Origin of the sequence: Krasilnikovia cinnamomea, from assembly GCF_004217545.1 — a bacterium.
In the GTDB taxonomy this organism is placed as follows: Bacteria; Actinomycetota; Actinomycetes; order Mycobacteriales; family Micromonosporaceae; genus Actinoplanes; species Actinoplanes cinnamomeus.
This window is the reverse complement of record NZ_SHKY01000001.1, coordinates 2,828,657-2,844,191: the sequence shown is the minus strand read 5'-3', so window position 1 is coordinate 2,844,191 and position 15,535 is coordinate 2,828,657. Positions and strand designations below refer to the sequence as shown.

Below are 15,535 nucleotides of genomic sequence, written 5' to 3'. Positions count from 1 at the left end.
CGGTGGGATGCAACGACACCGGGTCGCCGCGAAGGGTGCCGTGCCGGTTGTTGGAGACTTTCGGTCAGTTCCGCACCCGAACTCCTCAAGATCGGTTTGGTTAGCTGTCGGCGCGGGCGTCGTGTGCGGCGCGGGCCGCCAGTACGTCGGCGAGGTTGGCTTCCGCCCAGTCGCGGACCCCGGCCAGCAGGGCCACGGCGCGCAACCCGAGATCGGTCAACGCGTACTCCACCCGGGGCGGGATCGTCGGGTACTGGGTGCGGGTGATCAGGCCGTCGCGCTCCAGCGTGCGCAGTGTCTGGGTGAGGCTCTTCTGCGTGATGCCGTCGAGGCGTCGGCGCAGCTCGCCGAAGCGCAACGGACCCTCGCGCAACGCCGGCACGATCAGCACGGTCCACTTGCTACCGATCATGTCCAGCACGTCCCGCGACGGACAGCCCCGCAGGTACGCGTCGGCACCACCCCGAACGCGCAGGTCAACTCCGGTATCCATCCAGTACCTATATACCTTCAAGGTGCCTACTTTCCACCGGCGACCGATATGCGAAACGATCGATTCCAGGCGTCGCCACGGGGGCGCGCGCCGTCGTCGCGAAGGAGCCGTGGTGGGCGAGCGGGCAGTATCCGGGTGGCCGATGACCGGCCGGGTGGTCCTGGTGACCGGAGCGACCAGCGGTGTCGGACGGGCCACGGCGTCCGCCCTGGGCGCCGCCGGCGCCACGGTGCTGGTGCACGCGCGGACGATGTCCCGCGCCAGGGAGGCCATAGCGGAGTTCTCGCGCGGCGGCCGCCCGGGCACGGAGTCCATCCTCGACGGGGCCCGGGGCGGGGAATCCGAGCGTCGCGGCGGGAGTGTCGTATCCGCGAGGCCCGGGCCGGTGGGGTCGCGGTTCGTCGCCGTGGCGGGCGACCTCGGCTCCCTCGCGGGCGTACGCGAGATCGCCGCACAGGTGCGACGCGTGGCCTCAAACGGATTGCACGTATTGATCAACAATGCCGGAGCGGCATTTCCCCGACGCGGATTGTCGCAGGACGGGGTGGAACGCACTATTGCCGTGAATCACATCGCCGTTGCCGCGCTGAGTCGCGCGCTGCTCGGTCTCCTGCGCGACGGGGCGGCTGCGGCCGGACGGCCATCCCGAGTGGTGAATGTGTCCTCTTCACTCGAAAGGCGGGGCAATCCACACTTGGCGGATTGGTCGTATCCGGGCCGGTTCCACCAATTCCAGGCGTACTGCGACGCGAAATTGATCAACCTGGCGTACAGCTATGTTCTGGCGGGGGAGGTGGCCGGCAGCGGGATTACGGTCAATTGCGCCGATCCGGGCAGTGTGGCGACCGGCTTCGGGCGTAATGCCGGTGGCCTGTTCAAGATGATCCAGACACTTGGCCGCCCGCTGCTGGCCACCCCGGAGAAAGGCGCGCGCACCGGTATCCGGCTGGCCGCCGATCCCGCGTTGGACTCCGAAACCGGCGGCTATTACCGGGGGAGCGAGCCGTACCCGTCCTCCGCGGCATCCCGCGATCCCGACTTCGGGGCGCTGATCGGCCGGCGTACCGCCGCGGTGCTCGGCGGCGCGCCGGCCGGGGACCTGCGCTGATTCAGCCGGTACAGGACCGCCAGGCCAGCCGGTACGTGGTCCCGAAGCTGCCGTCCGTGGAGTCCATCACGATGAAGCTGGTTTGGTTTGGCGCGGTCCCCGCGTCCACCACCAGCTCGGTGTCGATGGTGAACTTGCGGCCCTTGCCGCACGGGCCGAAGACCACCGGGTCGGTGCGGTCGGTGACCTGCCAGTTGTCGGCGTACGGGCCGGGGAACGGATGCTCGACCGGGGTGGGCTGCGGGTCGCCCTGGAACCGGTAGCTGGCCCGCAGCGCGGCGTTCGCCCCGCTCGCCAGGGACGCGAAGCCCCGGTAGTCGGCCTGGGTCACCGCGTACGTGACGCCGGCGGGCACCTGGAGCTGCACGGTGAGCTTGCACTTCTGGGTCGCGTCGCCGGTCTTGGCGTCGCCGCCGGCCGCCGCGAGATATTCGCTGTAGGTCACCGTGAAGGCCTCCCGGTCGGGGGAGATGGCCACCGCCACGGTGCCGGGGCGGCAGCTCGACCCGCTCGCGCTCACCACCTCGATGACCACGCCGTCCGGTGGGGACGGTGGTGCGGCGGGGAGTACGGGTGCGATCAGCAACCCGGCCAGCAGCGCCCGCCTCACCGGGTCGTTCCCTGCTCCAGAGCGCCGCGAAGGCCCCGCCGGAAGGCGACGGGGCCAACGCCAGCGCGGGTAGCGGTCAGCACCGCCGCCACTGGAAATTGACGATGGTGTAGACGTCGCCCTCGGAGGCGCGTAGCGAGATCCAGCTGGTGCGCGACGAGGAGCCCGCGTCGACCCGGAGTTCCGTGTTGATGTTGAGGCTGCGGGTCAGGCCGCAGGGTGCCCAGACCAGCTCGGCGGCGCTGGTGACGTCGATCGTGTGCCAGCCGCCGTCGAACGGGCCGGCGAAGTAGTGGTCCGCGTAGTTGTTGTCGGACGATCCCTGAAGGTAGTAGTTGGTGCGCTCCAGGGCGGTGGCGCCCGCCTCCAGGTGCGCCCGGCCCCAGTAGTCGGCGCGGGCGATCGCGTACGTGAAGCCCTGCGGGATGTGCACGAGCACGTTGACCTGGCAGTTCTTGCGGACGCTGGTGGGGTTGGTGGAGCCGCCGTCGGCGGCGCGGAAGTCGGAGTAGTAGATCCGGAATCCGGTGTTGTCCGGCTGCATGCTGACCCACGCCGTGCCGGCCGGGCAGCCGGAGCCGTTGACGGTCTGCACGTCGAGCGTGACCTGCCCGCTCGGGGGTACGGAGTCCTCGGCTTGCGCCGGACCGGACAGGGACAAAGTGGAGAGAGCTATCACGGTCGCGAGGGTGAGCAATCTCGCGCCGGCCTGCCTGAAGGTCATGGGGGTTCCCTTCCTGGGCGTGTCCCGAAGATTACATATCGACCTCAATCAAAGCCTAGGGCGAATGCTAGCGATGGGCCATCGGAACGACAAGAACTTCCAGAGAGCAGTGAAAACTGTTTTGGAAATAGTGATCTTCGGATCTCCCCCTGTGGCATTTATTCAGGCTATTTCGGATTAAATGGGGGAGCCTTGATCCACTTATTGACGACCTTGGGGGGTCCTGCCATTCTGGGGAGTTGATCCTTGAATTCATCTGAGGAATCAACTTTACACATTGACTGCCCTCGATTAGCTAAATAGCATGGCCGCATCACGGACGCCGCTGAGGCTTTGGAAGGAGTCCTTATGCGCAAGGCGTTGACCATTTGCTGCGCCATGCTCGCGGTGTTGGCATCGACATTGTTCGCCAGCCCGGCATCGGCCATCGGCTATCTAGATCTCCCGGTGCCGCCGCCGAGCGACCGGATCGTCATCGACGTGGTGACCGTCAACGGCACCGGCTGCCCGGCCGGGACCGCCGCGATCGCGGTGTCACCCGACAACACCGCCTTCACCGTCACCTATTCGGCGTACACCGCGCAGGTCGGTGTCGGGGCGGCCCCGACCGACTGGCGCAAGAACTGCCAGCTCAACATCGTCGTCCACGTACCGCACGGCTTCACGTACGCGATCAGCAAGGTGGACTACCGCGGTTTCGCGTCGCTCGCGGCCGGAGCCAGTGCCATCGAGCGGGCCAACTACTACTTCCAGGGTCAGTCGCAGACCGCGTACATCAGCCACCCGTTCTACGGGCCGCTGGGTGACGACTGGCAGACCACCGACGAGGTCGCGGTTGCCGCGCTGGTCTGGGCACCATGTGGGGCACTGCGCAACCTCAACATCAACACCGAGCTGCGGGCGATCGCCGGTACCTCGGACACGACACGCACCACCAGCTTCATCACGATGGACTCCACCGACGGGGCGATCAACACCACCTACCACTTCGCCTGGGCCCAGTGCCCACGCTGATCGCCCGCCACGGAGCGGACCGGGCTTGATCCGTGAACCCCCCTGAGGGCAACGGCACCAAACCTCGGCGGAAGCCCCACGGGCTACCGACAGCACCATGGTCGCGCCGGCTGGACACTCCAGCCGGCGCGACCTCGTGCCCACTGCCCGTGGCCGGGCGGACGTCCGCGCCCAAAGGCAACCCAAAGACGTTTGTGGATCATGTTCTCCACAGCAGCGCGCGGCCCCTCCGCGCGTTCGACTTCGAAGGAGGACCCATGCAGCGACGTACCGCCACCCTGGTCCGGTCCCTGATCATCCCCGCCGTGATCGCGGCGGGCGGCCTGGCCCTGGCGACCGCGGCGCAGGCCGGCACGTCGGCGGCCCGGATCACCGACCACGTGAGCGAGGCGCTGATGCCGATGATCGGCTCCGGCACCCACCCGGTGGCGGAGTCGGACGCCAGCGTGGCGCTGATGCCGATGATCGGCTCCGGCACCCACCCGGTGGCGGAGTCGACCGGCCCCTCCTGGGGAGTCGGCAACGGCTGAGGCCGACATGTCCCGCTGCATCGCGGGGCCGGGCCGCCGGCCACGGTGGCGCCGGGCGGTCATCCTTGAGGCCATGCCCGAGGCCGCCCCCGCCACCTGCACACCGGTCACCTGCGTCGACGTCCCGGTCGCCCGCTCCTTGGTCAACCGCGGGCGGGTGGACGCCACAGCGGGTCAGGCCGGCGCCGGTGACAGCGCCCCGGACGCCGCGACCGTGCGCGACTGCGCGGCGGCGGGCGACTGGGAGGGCGCGGCCGAGGCCGCGGCGCGGGTCGCGGCGCATTCGCAGCCGCTGACCCCCGCCGAGGCCTGGCCCACCGTGATGGTGCTCTATCTGCAGGGTGAACTGGCGGCCGCCGAGTCGGTGCTCGCCCGGACCAGCGTGGACGGCGCGGCCGCGGAGCACGCGGACGCCGATCAGGCGTTGCTGGCCGCCTGGGAGGCCAGCGTCGCGTGGGCCCGGGCGGGCGCGGACGACTGCCGCGCAGCGGTCACGCGGGCCCTTGCCCTGGCCCGGGCGGCCGACGACCCACGGGCCCTGGCGGCCGCCCACATCGTGCACGCCCTGCTGGCCGCCGCGCAGGACGACCGGCGCGCCAACGACCGGCACTACGCGCTGGCGCTGGCCGCCGCCGAGCGCTCGCGCGACCGTACGTTGCAGCTGCGGGTCCGGGTCAACCGCGCCTCGCAGCGGCTGGAGGAGGGTGACCTCAACGGTGCCCGGCTGGAGCTCGACGCCGCCGGGGCGGTGCTGGCCCGGCCCGGGCCCGCCCCGCACCCCGCGATGGCGGGTCTGGCCCGGCACAACCAGGCCGATCTCGACCTGCGCGCCGGGCGGTTGCCCGCCGCGCGGGACGGTTTCCGGGCCGCCGCCGCGCTGCTGCAGCGGGCCGGGACGGCCACCGTGGCGTTCCCGCTCACCGGGCTGGGCGAGACCCACGAGCTGCGCGGCGACCTCCAGCAGGCGCGGGCGGCGTACGAGGAGGCGGTGCTCGTGGCCGACGCGGGCGGCATCGCGGCCGCGCTCGGCCCGGCCCTGTGCGGCCTCGCGCGGGTTTTCGCCGCGATCGGCGACGGGGCGGCCGGTCCGGTCGCGGCCCGGGCGGTCGCGGTCGCGGACGGCCTGACTCGGGCGCAGGCGTACGCCGCCGCCGGTTGGGCGGCGGCGGGCACCGACCCGGCGATCGCGCGGGCCCACGCGGACACCGCGATCACGCTGGCCCGGGCGGGCCGCAATCCCGCGGCGCTGGCGGAGGCCCTGGAACTGGCCGCGGTCACCGCGCGCGACGGGGCCACCGAGTCGTTGCTGGCCGACGCGGCGCGGGTGTACGCCGACCTCGACGACCCGATCGGTGCCGCCCGGGTGGCGCTCGCCCGGGCCCGCGCGGGGCTGGGGCGGACCCCGGCGGCCGACCAGGTCCTCACGGAGCACCGGCTGCACGCGCTGGGGGTGGATCCGTTCGCGGGAACCCGGTCGTTGGCCGGCGCGGCGACCGGGGAGCCGGTGAGCGTACGGATGCTCGGGTCCTTCGCGGTGCTGCGGTCCGGCGAGGAGGTGCCCGCCGGGGTCTGGCAGAGCCGCAAGGCCAGGGACCTGCTCAAGCTGATCGTCGCGCGGCGCGGGCGGCCGTCCACCCGGGAGGCTCTGGGCGAGGGGCTGTGGCCGGGCGCGGACAACGTCGCCAACCGCCTGTCCATCGCGCTGTCGGTGCTGCGCAACGTCCTCGACCCGGAGCGGATGGTTGCGCCGGGCCACTACGTGATCGCCAGCCCGGCCGGGGTGGCGTACGACCCGCGCACCCTGCGGGTCGATGTGGACGTGTTCCTCCAGCTCGCCGAGGCCGGTGTCGCGGCCGCGAAGGCGACGGCCTCCGGCCCGGGAGCGGCGGACCGGGAGGCGCGGCTGCTGCTCGACGCCGCGGCCGAGGCGTACACGGGGGACGTGTTGGACGACGAGCCGGATCTGGCGGTCGCCGAGGCGCTACGGGAACAGGCCCGCGCCGCCTTTCTGACGGTGATGCGCACGCTGGGCGCGGTGTGCGCCCGAGCGGGCGACACCGACGACGCGGTCCGGGCCTGGCTGCGCGTGCTGGAGCGCGATCCGTACGAGGAGGACACCGCGCTGCGGCTGGTCGAGACGCTGATCGCGGCCGGGCGGCACGGCGAGGCGGCCCGGCACCACCGTTTGTACGCGCAGCGGATGCGCGAGCTCGGCGTTGCCCCCCGTGCCCCACGGGGGACGGGCGAGCTCCGGTAGGGACGCAGTGGACGGCAAACCCTATCCGACCTATGGGATATGTATGTGAGCTGGGTCACAAACATGCTGACGTGAACCGTTGTGACCAGCTACGTTGCTGTCATGAAACGGAGCAAGCGTCTCACCAGGCGCCGCTTCGTCGACTACCTCCGGGTGTGTACCTGCACCTGTTGAGTTCGACGGCGAAGCGCAGCGCACCTGCCGCCCCCTGACCGCGCACCAGCCCGTGGCATGGGCTGCGCCTTCCGGTAACGCCGACCCCGCCACCTGCCGGCAGCGCCTCGGGAGATCCCGAGAGCGAGCTGAAGAGCACCGCACGCCGACGGCGCCCGCGTTCACCCGACGACCGCGACTTCGCCCAGAACCGACATAGCCCAGTACCGGCATATCCGAACCGCCGCATGCCCCGTCGCGGCGCGATGACTGCTGTCCGTACCGACCGCACCGCCGGCCGGTCGCTGCCACCTATCCCCACGAGGAGAGTTCCGATGAGATTCCATAGATCCGCGCTGGCAACCGTGCTGGCGGGCGCCCTGCTCGTCACCTCGGCACTGTCGGGTTGCGGCAAGGCCAGCAGCGCCGCCGACGGCAAGCAGGCAACCGAGCTGCGCTACCAGGGCTGGGTGGGGCAGGTGACACTGCCGGAGCTCGCGGCCGACCTCGGTTACCTGGGTGACGTCAAGCTCAAGTGGATCGGCAACACGATCAGCGGCCCGCAGGACATCCAGGCCGCCACCACCGGCGACATCGACTTCGGCGGCGCGTTCAACGGCGCCATCGTCAAGCTCGCCGCCTCCAAGGCGCCGATCAAGGCCGTGGTCGCCTACTACGGCGCGAACAAGGACACCTACAACGGCTTCTACGTCCTGAACGACAGCCCGATCAAGAGCGCCCGCGACCTGATCGGCAAGAAGATCGGCGTGAACACGCTCGGCGCGCACGCCGAGGCGATCACCAAGACCTACCTGGCCCGTAACGGGCTGACCGATGACGAGATCAAGCAGGTCGAGCTGGTCGTCGTGCCCCCGGTCAACACCGAACAGTCGCTGCGTCAGGGCCAGATCGACGTGGCCTCGCTCAGCGGAGTGCTGCGCGACAAGGCCGTCGCGCGCGGCGGGGTGCGGTCGCTCTACAGCGACTACGAACTGCTCGGCGAGTTCAGCGCCGGCAGCTACGTGCTGCGGCAGGACTTCATCAAGAAGAACCCGGACACCGTACGGACGTTCGTCACCGGCGTGGCCAAGGCGATCGAGTGGTCGCGGACCACGCCTCGCGCGGAGGTGATCGCCCGCTTCGAAAAGATCATCAAGGCGCGCGGCCGCAACGAGGACACCAGCACCCTGCAGTTCTTCAAGAGCTACGGCGTCGCCGGGCAGGGCGGTCTCATCAGCGACAAGGAGTTCGCCACCTGGATCGACTGGCTGGACCGGGCCGGTGAGCTGAAGGGCAAGCAGGTCAGCGCCGCCGACATCTACACCAACGAGTTCAACCCGTTCGCCGCGAACGGTGCCGCGAAATGACCGCCAAGATCCAATTCGAGGACGTCGGCAAGGCGTTCCAGGCGCGCGGCACCACGGTCACCGCGCTGCAGCACATCAATCTCACCGTACGGTCGGGAGAGTTCCTGGTCATCGTCGGTCCCAGCGGGTGCGGCAAGTCCACCCTGCTCGACCTGCTCGGCGGCCTGGCCGAACCGACAAGCGGGCGGATCCTCGTCGACGGCGTACCCGTCAGCGGCCCCGGCCTGGACCGGGGAGTGGTCTTCCAGCAGTACGCGCTGCTGCCCTGGCGCACCGCGCAGAGCAACGTCGAGTTCGGCCTGGAAGCCAAGCGGGTGCCCCGCCGCGAACGGGCCGCCCGGGCCCGCGAGTACCTGGACCTGGTCGGGCTCGCCGGATTCCACGACCGGTACCCGCACGAGCTGTCCGGCGGGATGAAGCAGCGGGTGGCGATCGCCCGCAGCCTCGCCTTCGACCCCGACGTGCTGCTGATGGACGAGCCGTTCGCCGCGCTCGACGCGCAGACCCGCGACGGCCTGCAGGACGAGCTGCTGCGGATCTGGGAGAAGACCGGCAAGACCATCGTGTTCATCACCCACGGCATCGAGGAGGCCGTCTACCTCGGCCAGCGGGTCGCCGTGATGACCTCCCGGCCCGGCCGGATCAAGCAGGTCGTCGAGGTGCCGCTGGCCGCCCGGTCCGCCACCGAGGACCTGCGCTCCGACCCGGCGTTCGCCCACTACCGCCACGAGATCTGGAGCCTGCTGCGCACCGAGGTGGACAAGGCCCGCAACGAGGAGTTGGAGGTGGCCCATGTCTAGCGTCACCGACACGCCGCTCGCGCTCCGCACGCCACCCGCGACGCCGATCCCTGCCGCCCCGGCGGCGCCGTCGGTCCCGGCGTACCCGTGGAACCGCCGCATCCTGCGCGGCACCGGCGCGGTCGTCACCCGGGTGGCGGCGATCGCCGTGCTGGCGGCCGTGTGGGAGATCTTCCCCCGGCTCGGCCTGGTCGACGCCACCTTCCTGCCGCCGCTGTCCGAAGTGCTGGCGGCGTGGTGGCAGCTCGTGCTGTCCGGCGAGCTGATCGACCACACGCGGGCCAGCCTGAGCCGGTCGCTGGCCGGGTTCGGCCTGGCCATCGTCGTGGCCATCCCGCTCGGCCTGCTGATCGGCTGGTACAAGCCGGTGGCAAACCTGCTCAACCCGGTGCTGGAGCTGTTCCGCAACACGGCCGCGCTGGCCCTCCTGCCGGTGTTCGTGCTCATCCTGGGGCTCGGCGAGACCTCCAAGGTGGCGATCATCTTCTACGCCTGCTCGTGGCCGATCCTGCTCAACACGGTCAGCGGGGTCCGCACGGTCGATCCGCTGCTCATCAAGTCGGCGCGCTCGCTCGGGCTGGGGCCGCTGCGGCTGTTCCAGAAGGTGATCCTTCCCGCCGCCGTGCCGACCATCTTCACCGGCATCCGGCTGGCCGGGGCGTACTCGATCCTCATCCTCATCGCCGCCGAGATGGTCGGCGCCAAGGCCGGCCTCGGCTACCTCATCAACTACGCGCAGTACAACTTCGCGGTCCCCGACATGTACGCCGGAATCATCACCATCTCGGCCATCGGCCTGGTCGTGAACCAGGTGCTCGTCCTCACCGAACGCCGCTTCTCGACCTGGCGCACCACCAACTAGAAGGGAACCCCTCGCCATGACACTGGCACCCAGCATCCCGGACATCCGCCGCATCGGCGGCCGCATCGGCGCCGAGATCGTCGGCGTCGACCTCGCCCAGCCGCTCGACGACGGCACGATCAGCGCGCTGAACACCGCGCTGGTCGAACACAAGGTGCTCGTCTTCCGTGACCAGCAGCTCGACGACGCCGCGCACGTCCGGTTCGCCTCCGCGTTCGGTCCGCTCACCACGGCCCACCCGACCGTGCCGTCCGTGGACGGCAACGCCAACGTGCTCAACGTGGAGGGTGGCGAGGGAGCCCGGGCCAACGCCTGGCACACCGACGTCACGTTCGTGGTCGCCCCACCGAAGGCCACCACGCTGCGCAGCCTGGTCATCCCCCCGTACGGCGGGGACACGTTGTTCGCCAACACCGCCGCCGCGTACGCCGACCTGCCGGAGCACCTGCGGACGCTGGCCGACAAGCTGTGGGCGGTGCACACCAACGAGCACGACTACGCGCCCCACCCGCAGTTCCGTACCGACGAGGCGGAGCAGTACCACAAGGTGTTCGTCTCCAAGCGGTACCGCACCGCGCACCCCCTGGTGCGCATCCACCCCGAATCCGGCGTGCCGAACCTGTTCATCGGCGGCTTCGCCAGCAGCATCCTCGGGCTGTCGAACACGGAGTCCCGCGACCTCCTGCGGCTGCTGCAGGCGTACGTGACCCGGCCGGAGAACACCCTGCGCCACCACTGGGCCGTCGGCGACGTGGTCATCTTCGACAACCGGACCACCCAGCACTACGCGGCCGACGACTACGGCGACCTGCCCCGCAAGCTGCACCGGGTCACCGTGGCCGGGGACGTGCCGGTCGGCGCGGACGGCGCCAAGAGCTACGTCATCGAGGGCGACGAGGCCGGGCACTACACCCCGCAGGCTGCGGCGTCGTGAGCCGGCCGGGACTGCTTCACCTCAACGCGTTCCTCATGGGGGTCGGGCATCACGAGGCGGCCTGGCGGCTGCCGCAGAGCGACCCGTACGCCCACGTCGACGTCGCGCACTACCAGAACCTGGCCCGGATCGCGGAGCGCGGCAAGCTCGACTCCCTGTTCCTCGCGGACGGCCCGGTGCTGTGGGACCAGGTGGAACGGCGCCCGTCCGGGACGCTGGAACCGACCGTGCTGCTCACCGCGCTGGCCGGGGTCACCGAACGGATCGGGCTGATCGCGACCGCGTCGACCACCTACAACGAGCCGTACAACCTGGCCCGGCGGTTCGCCTCGCTGGACCTGATCAGCGGCGGCCGGGCCGGGTGGAACATCGTCACCACGGCCGGGCTGGACGCGGCCCGCAACTTCAACCTGGACCACCTGCCCGCCCACGCCGAACGCTACGAGCGGGCCGCCGAGTTCATCGACGTCTCCCTCAAGCTTTGGGACTCCTGGGACGACGAGGTGATCCTCGCCGACAAGGAGACCGGCGTCTGGGGCGACAGCGACCGGATCTACCCACCGGCGCACGCGGGCCGGTTCTACCGGGTAGCGGGCGCGCTCAACGTGCCCCGTTCGGCGCAGGGCCACCCCCTGCTGGTCCAGGCGGGATCGTCGGAGAACGGCCGTACCTTCGCGGCGAAGTACGCGGAGGCCGTGTTCACCGCGCACCAGACGCTCACCGACGCGCAGGAGTTCTACGACGACCTCAAGCGGCGCGCCGCCGAACACGGCCGCGACCCGCACCACGTCAAGATCCTGCCGGGGATCGTGCCCGTCATCGGCGACACCGAGGCGCAGGCGCGGGAACTCGACGCTGAACTCAACCGGCTGATCCGCCCCGAGTTCGCCCTGCCCGGCCTCGCCGAACTGCTCGGGGTGGACGTCGCCGACCTGCGCCTGGACGCCGAACTCCCGGCCCACCTGCCGGAGGAGGACGAGCTGGAGGGTGCCAAGAGCCGCCGTACGCTCGTGGTCAACCTGGGCCGCCGGGAACGCCTCACCGTCCGCGAGATCATCGCCCGGCTCGGCGGCGGCCGCGGCCACCTCACCTTCGCGGGCACGCCCGAGCAGGTCGCGGACGCCATCACCGGCTGGTACGACGCGGGCGCCGCCGACGGCTTCAACATCATGCCGCCGGTGCTGCCCGGCAGCCTGGAGCAGTTCGTCGACCGGGTGGTGCCGATCCTGCAGGAGCGCGGCCGGTTCCGCACCGAGTACACCGGACGCACCCTGCGCGAGCACTACGGGCTGCCCCGGCCCGCGAACCGCAACACGGCCGCACGGCAGCCGACGGCCGCCCGGCCGTGACGGACGAGTTGCGGCTTTCCGCGGACGTACTGGTCCTCGGCGGCGGCCCGGCGGGCACCTGGGCCGCCGTCGCCGCCGCCGGGGCCGGCGCCCGGGTGGTGCTCGCCGACAAGGGCTACTGCGGCACCAGCGGCGCGGCCGCCGCGGGCGGCAACAACGTCTGGTACGTGCCGCCCGACCCGGCCGCCCGGGAACGCTCCGTGGCCGAGCGGGAGCGCGCGCCGGGCACCTGACCGAGCGCGACTGGATGCTGCGGACGGTCGACGAGGCGTACCGGCGCCTCGGCGACCTCGCGACCTGGGGCTACCCGTACCCGGTCGACGAGGCGGGGCGGCAGCGCCGGGGCAGCCTGCAGGGCCCGCAGTACCTGCGCACGATGCGGCACCGGGCGAGGCGGGCCGGGGTGCGCATCCTCGATCACAGCCCGGCGCTGGAACTGCTCACCGACCCCGACGGCGCCGTGGGCGGGGCCGCCGGGCAGCGGCGGCAGGACGGCGGGCGGCGCTGGACGGTACGGGCGGGCGCGGTGGTGCTGGCCACCGGCGGCTGCGCGTTCCTGTCCGGGGCGCTCGGGCTCAACGTGGACACCGGCGACGGTCACCTGATGGCCGCCGAGGTGGGTGCGGCGCTGTCCGGGATGGAGTTCTCGGCGGCGTACGCGCTGGCCCCGGCGTTCGGTGGGCAGACCAAGGGGCTGATGATGCAGTTCGCCAGGTACTACGACGCCGACGGTCGCGAGCTGGACGTCGGTGACCCGCTGACCGGGCGGGACGCGCTGGCCCGGCTGGCGGCGACCGGCCAGCCGCTGTACGCCCGGCTGGACCGCGCCCCGGAGTCGCTGCGGGCGGCCGCGCGGCTGGCTCAGCCCAACTACTTCCTGCCGCTGGACAAGGCCGGCATCGACCCGTTCACCACCGCGTACCCGGTCCGGTTCGTGCTGGAGGGCACCGTACGCGGCACCGGCGGCCTGGCGCTGGCCGGCGACGACTGCGCCACCGGCGTCCCCGGCCTGTACGCCGCCGGCGACGTGGCCACCCGCGAGTACGTGACCGGCGCGATCAGCGGCGGCGGCAGCCACAACGCCGCCTGGGCGATGGCCTCGGGCACGTGGGCCGGTGCCGCCGCGGCCCGGCACGCGCGCCGCGCCTCCCGGCCGGCGGCGCCGCTGCGCCCGGCGGGCCGGGCCGGACTGCGCCCGACCGGCGGGGCGTCGCGACCGGCCGCCGAGGTGGTCGCCGCGGTGCAGCGCGAGGTCGTCCCGCTGGACCGCAACTACTTCCGCACCGGGCCGGGGCTGCGCCGCTCGCTGTCCACCCTCGACGGCCTGTGGCGCGAGTCGGCGGCCGGGCTGAGCGGTGCGGGCCCGGACGCCCTCCCGGCCCGGCAGGCCGCGGCGCTGGTCGCGCACGCCCGCTGGATGTACGCCGCCGCGCTGGCCCGCGCGGAGACCCGCGGCCTGCACCGGCGCGACGACCAGCCACAGGCGCGGCCGGACGGCGCGCGGCGGATCAGGGTCGGCGGCCTCGACCAGGTCTGGACCGCCGTACCGGTGGGCAGCGGCGCATGATCGAGCTGGTCAGCCAGGACCGGTGCGTACGGTGCGACATCTGCGTACGGGTCTGCCCGATGAACGTCTTCGACGCCGTGCCCGGGGCGGCGCCCGTGATCGCCCGGCAGGCGGACTGCCAGACCTGCTTCCTGTGCGAGGCGTACTGCCCGGCGGACGCGCTGTTCGTCGCGCCGTTGAGCGGGCCCGCGCCGGACGGCTCCCCGTACGCCGACGAGGCGGCGCTGGCCGAGGCGGGACTGCTGGGCCGCTACCGGGAGCAGATCGGCTGGGGGCCGGGCCGCACGCCGGGCAGCGCGCGCGACACCAACCACCTGTTCACCGCCCGGATCAACCCGGATCTCGATGACCGCCGGGGTTGACCTGCGCGGGCGGGCCGTGCTCGGCGCGCTGTGCCTGGCCACCGCCGCGTACTCGGTGCTGCAGTCGCTGGTGGTGCCCGCCCTCGGGGTCTTCCAGCGGGAGTTGGGCACCACCCCGTCCGGCGCGGCGTGGCTGCTGACCGCGTTCCTGCTCAGCGCGTCGGTGTCCACTCCGGTGCTGGGCCGCCTCGCCGACCTGCACGGCAAGCGACAGGTCCTGCTCGGCGCGCTCGCCGCGATCAGCGTCGGCTCGGTCATCTCCGCCACGGCGGACGGTCTCGGGGTGATGGTGGCCGGCCGTGCCGTACAGGGACTGGGCGGTGCCGTGTTCCCGATCTGTTTCGCGCTGGTCCGCGACCACCTGCCGGGCGGCGAGCGGCCCCGGGCGTTCGTTGCGATCTCCACGGTGATGAGCCTCGGCGGCGCCGCCGGCACGATCGCGGCCGGGCCGCTGCTGGCGGTGCTGTCGTCGCGCTGGCTGTTCGGCCTCCCGGCCGTGGTGTCGGCGCTGGCCGCGCTGCCGGTCGCGGTGCTGCTGCCGCGCGGCCCGCGCCAGGGTCGGGCCCGCGTGGACTGGCCCGGCGCGGTGCTCCTGGCCACCTGGCTGGGCCTGCTCCTGCTGGCGATCAGCTTCGCGGGCCGGTACGGCTGGACGGACCCCCGGGTCGCCGGGCCCGGCCTGGCCGCGCTCCCGCTGGCGGCGCTGTGGCTGGCCCAGCAGCGCCACGCCCGGCATCCCCTGGTCGACCTGCGCACGCTCGCCATGCCGACGGTGCGCGCCACGAACGCGGCCACCCTGCTGCTCGGCTTCGGCATGTTCGGCTCGTGGATGCTGGTGCCGCTGTTGGTGGCCCAGCCGGCGGCCAGCGGCATCGGCTTCGGCGCCAGCCCGACCCTGGTGGGGCTGGTGATGCTGCCGACCGCGCTGGGCACCGTGCTGGTGCTGCCCGCCCAGCGCCGCCTGGTCCGCCGTTACGGGCTGCGGGCGGCGCTGACCGTGGGGGCGGCCACGGCCGGGTCGGCGTACCTGATGCTGGCGGTCTGGCACGGCGCGCTGCCGCAGGTGTGCGCGGCCGTCCTGGTGATGGGCGCCGGGGTGGGTCTCGCGTTCGCGGCCGTGGGCGCCCTGGTGGTGGAGGCGGTGCCGCGCGAGCAGACCGGGGTGTCGGCGGGCGTGAACAACGTCATGCGTACGGTCGGCGGCAGCCTCGGCGCGACGCTGGGTGGCGCGGTGCTGACGTGGTCGATCAGCGCGTCCGGGTATCCGAGCGCGGGATCGTACCGGGCCGCGCTGGCGCTCTACGCGCTCGCGCTGGCCGGTGCGCTGGTGTGCGGTTTGCGGATCCCGCGTCCCGAACCCCGGCTGGCCCCCGCCACGCCGTAGCTCACTGGTCGACGTTGACCA

The 15,535-nt window shown here is 72.2% G+C and carries 16 protein-coding genes; 13 read left to right on the top strand and 3 right to left on the bottom strand.

The window, feature by feature from the left end:
- Positions 1–100: 100 nt before the first annotated feature.
- On the bottom strand, positions 101–493 hold the full coding sequence (locus EV385_RS12750) for a winged helix-turn-helix transcriptional regulator (protein ID WP_130509670.1): 393 nt from the start codon (positions 491–493) through the stop codon (positions 101–103).
- A gap of 112 nt (positions 494–605) precedes the next feature.
- On the opposite strand from EV385_RS12750, the gene EV385_RS12745 reads away from it, so the two are divergent.
- Complete coding sequence (locus tag EV385_RS12745; protein WP_165449459.1) at positions 606–1,601, top strand: SDR family NAD(P)-dependent oxidoreductase; 996 nt, start codon at positions 606–608, stop codon at positions 1,599–1,601.
- A 1-nt stretch (position 1,602) separates the two neighbouring features.
- Here the strand turns inward: EV385_RS12745 and EV385_RS12740 are convergent, their stop codons facing one another.
- On the bottom strand, positions 1,603–2,211 hold the full coding sequence (locus EV385_RS12740; RefSeq protein ID WP_130509668.1) for a DUF4360 domain-containing protein: 609 nt from the start codon (positions 2,209–2,211) through the stop codon (positions 1,603–1,605).
- A 76-nt stretch (positions 2,212–2,287) separates the two neighbouring features.
- Complete coding sequence (locus EV385_RS12735) at positions 2,288–2,935, bottom strand: DUF4360 domain-containing protein (RefSeq protein WP_130509667.1); 648 nt, start codon at positions 2,933–2,935, stop codon at positions 2,288–2,290.
- A 378-nt stretch (positions 2,936–3,313) separates the two neighbouring features.
- On the opposite strand from EV385_RS12735, the gene EV385_RS12730 reads away from it, so the two are divergent.
- The 12 genes from EV385_RS12730 to EV385_RS12680 all read left to right on the top strand — a co-directional run bounded on the left by EV385_RS12730 (position 3,314) and on the right by EV385_RS12680 (position 15,514).
- Positions 3,314–3,949 (top strand): DUF4360 domain-containing protein, encoded by a 636-nt coding sequence (locus EV385_RS12730; RefSeq protein ID WP_242625286.1) that lies wholly within the window; start codon positions 3,314–3,316, stop codon positions 3,947–3,949.
- Positions 3,950–4,206: 257 nt separating this feature from the next.
- The gene (locus EV385_RS33860; protein ID WP_165449458.1) at positions 4,207–4,479 is read left to right on the top strand and encodes a hypothetical protein; all 273 of its coding nucleotides are present in this window, start codon (positions 4,207–4,209) and stop codon (positions 4,477–4,479) included.
- Positions 4,480–4,552: 73 nt separating this feature from the next.
- Entirely contained in the window at positions 4,553–6,736 is a 2,184-nt protein-coding gene (locus EV385_RS12720; RefSeq protein WP_130509664.1) for an AfsR/SARP family transcriptional regulator, read from the top strand.
- A gap of 488 nt (positions 6,737–7,224) precedes the next feature.
- Positions 7,225–8,256: an ABC transporter substrate-binding protein gene (locus tag EV385_RS12715; RefSeq protein ID WP_130509663.1), complete on the top strand. Its 1,032-nt coding sequence runs from the start codon at positions 7,225–7,227 to the stop codon at positions 8,254–8,256.
- Positions 8,253–9,056, top strand: coding sequence for an ABC transporter ATP-binding protein (locus EV385_RS12710; RefSeq protein WP_130509662.1), 804 nt, complete (start codon positions 8,253–8,255; stop codon positions 9,054–9,056). Before EV385_RS12715 ends, EV385_RS12710 begins: the two co-directional genes overlap by 4 nt.
- Complete coding sequence (locus tag EV385_RS12705) at positions 9,049–9,918, top strand: ABC transporter permease (RefSeq protein WP_130509661.1); 870 nt, start codon at positions 9,049–9,051, stop codon at positions 9,916–9,918. Before EV385_RS12710 ends, EV385_RS12705 begins: the two co-directional genes overlap by 8 nt.
- Positions 9,919–9,934: 16 nt before the next feature.
- The gene (locus EV385_RS12700; RefSeq protein WP_130509660.1) at positions 9,935–10,852 is read left to right on the top strand and encodes a TauD/TfdA dioxygenase family protein; all 918 of its coding nucleotides are present in this window, start codon (positions 9,935–9,937) and stop codon (positions 10,850–10,852) included.
- Entirely contained in the window at positions 10,849–12,201 is a 1,353-nt protein-coding gene (locus EV385_RS12695) for an LLM class flavin-dependent oxidoreductase (RefSeq protein WP_242624854.1), read from the top strand. The genes EV385_RS12700 and EV385_RS12695 overlap by 4 nt, the downstream gene beginning before the upstream one ends.
- Positions 12,198–12,434 carry an FAD-dependent oxidoreductase gene (locus EV385_RS35030; RefSeq protein ID WP_242624853.1) on the top strand — a complete coding sequence of 79 codons (237 nt, stop codon included), beginning with the start codon at positions 12,198–12,200 and terminating at the stop codon, positions 12,432–12,434. The genes EV385_RS12695 and EV385_RS35030 overlap by 4 nt, the downstream gene beginning before the upstream one ends.
- 14 nt (positions 12,435–12,448) lie before the next feature.
- Positions 12,449–13,768, top strand: a complete 1,320-nt coding sequence (locus EV385_RS12690) for an FAD-binding protein (RefSeq protein WP_242624852.1) — start codon at positions 12,449–12,451, stop codon at positions 13,766–13,768.
- A complete protein-coding gene (locus EV385_RS12685; RefSeq protein WP_130509659.1) occupies positions 13,765–14,130 on the top strand; it encodes a 4Fe-4S dicluster domain-containing protein in 366 nt (121 codons plus the stop codon). The genes EV385_RS12690 and EV385_RS12685 overlap by 4 nt, the downstream gene beginning before the upstream one ends.
- Positions 14,114–15,514, top strand: coding sequence for an MFS transporter (locus tag EV385_RS12680; RefSeq protein WP_130509658.1), 1,401 nt, complete (start codon positions 14,114–14,116; stop codon positions 15,512–15,514). Before EV385_RS12685 ends, EV385_RS12680 begins: the two co-directional genes overlap by 17 nt.
- Positions 15,515–15,535: the final 21 nt, after the last annotated feature.